At 56.9% G+C, this 1,555-nt stretch carries 1 rRNA gene; it reads right to left on the bottom strand.

The annotated features are described in order from the left end of the window. Positions 1-22 precede the first annotated feature (22 nt). Positions 23-1,555: ribosomal RNA gene (locus tag ACIBK0_RS51925) — 23S ribosomal RNA — on the bottom strand; the annotation flags it as partial.

Below are 1,555 nucleotides of genomic sequence, written 5' to 3'. Positions count from 1 at the left end.
AACACAGTGGACGCGAGCAACTGAGGACAAGCCCTCGGCCTATTAGTACCAGTCACCTCCAGCGGTTACCCGCCTTCCAGATCTGGCCTATCAACCCAGTCGTCTACTGGGAGCCTTAACCCCTCAAGGGGGTGGGAGTCCTCATCTCGAAGCAGGCTTCCCGCTTAGATGCTTTCAGCGGTTATCCCTCCCGAACGTAGCCAACCAGCCATGCCCTTGGCAGGACAACTGGCACACCAGAGGTTCGTCCGTCCCGGTCCTCTCGTACTAGGGACAGCCCTTCTCAAGACTCCTACGCGCACAGCGGATAGGGACCGAACTGTCTCACGACGTTCTAAACCCAGCTCGCGTACCGCTTTAATGGGCGAACAGCCCAACCCTTGGGACCGACTCCAGCCCCAGGATGCGACGAGCCGACATCGAGGTGCCAAACCATCCCGTCGATATGGACTCTTGGGGAAGATCAGCCTGTTATCCCCGGGGTACCTTTTATCCGTTGAGCGACGGCGCTTCCACAAGCCACCGCCGGATCACTAGTCCCGACTTTCGTCCCTGCTCGACCCGTCGGTCTCACAGTCAAGCTCCCTTGTGCACTTACACTCAACACCTGATTGCCAACCAGGCTGAGGGAACCTTTGGGCGCCTCCGTTACTCTTTGGGAGGCAACCGCCCCAGTTAAACTACCCATCAGACACTGTCCCTGATCCGGATCACGGACCCAGGTTAGACATCCAGCACGACCAGACTGGTATTTCAACGACGACTCCACACTGGCTGGCGCCAATGCTTCACAGTCTCCCAGCTATCCTACACAAGCCGAACCGAACACCAATATCAAACTGTAGTAAAGGTCCCGGGGTCTTTCCGTCCTGCTGCGCGAAACGAGCATCTTTACTCGTAGTGCAATTTCACCGGGCCTATGGTTGAGACAGTCGAGAAGTCGTTACGCCATTCGTGCAGGTCGGAACTTACCCGACAAGGAATTTCGCTACCTTAGGATGGTTATAGTTACCACCGCCGTTTACTGGCGCTTAAGTTCTCAGCTTCGCCAAGACGAATCTTGACTAACCGGTCCCCTTAACGTTCCAGCACCGGGCAGGCGTCAGTCCGTATACATCGCCTTACGGCTTCGCACGGACCTGTGTTTTTAGTAAACAGTCGCTTCTCGCTGGTCTCTGCGGCCACCCCCAGCTCAGGAAGCAAGTTCCCTCACCGGTGATGGCCCCCCTTCTCCCGAAGTTACGGGGGCATTTTGCCGAGTTCCTTAACCATAGTTCACCCGAACGCCTCGGTATTCTCTACCTGACCACCTGAGTCGGTTTAGGGTACGGGCCGCCATGAAACTCGCTAGAGGCTTTTCTCGACAGCATAGGATCATCCACTTCACCACAATCGGCTCGGCATCAGGTCTCAGCCACAAGTGCGACGGATTTGCCTATCGCACGGCCTACACCCTTACCCCGGGACAACCACCGCCCGGGATGGACTACCTTCCTGCGTCACCCCATCACTCACCTACTACAGGTCTGGTCCGTCGGCTCCACCACTCCCCTTT

The sequence above is a fragment of the Streptomyces sp. NPDC050564 genome (assembly GCF_044457265.1).
In the GTDB taxonomy this organism is placed as follows: domain Bacteria; phylum Actinomycetota; class Actinomycetes; order Streptomycetales; family Streptomycetaceae; genus Streptomyces.
This window is presented reverse-complemented; position numbering and strand designations above follow the sequence as displayed.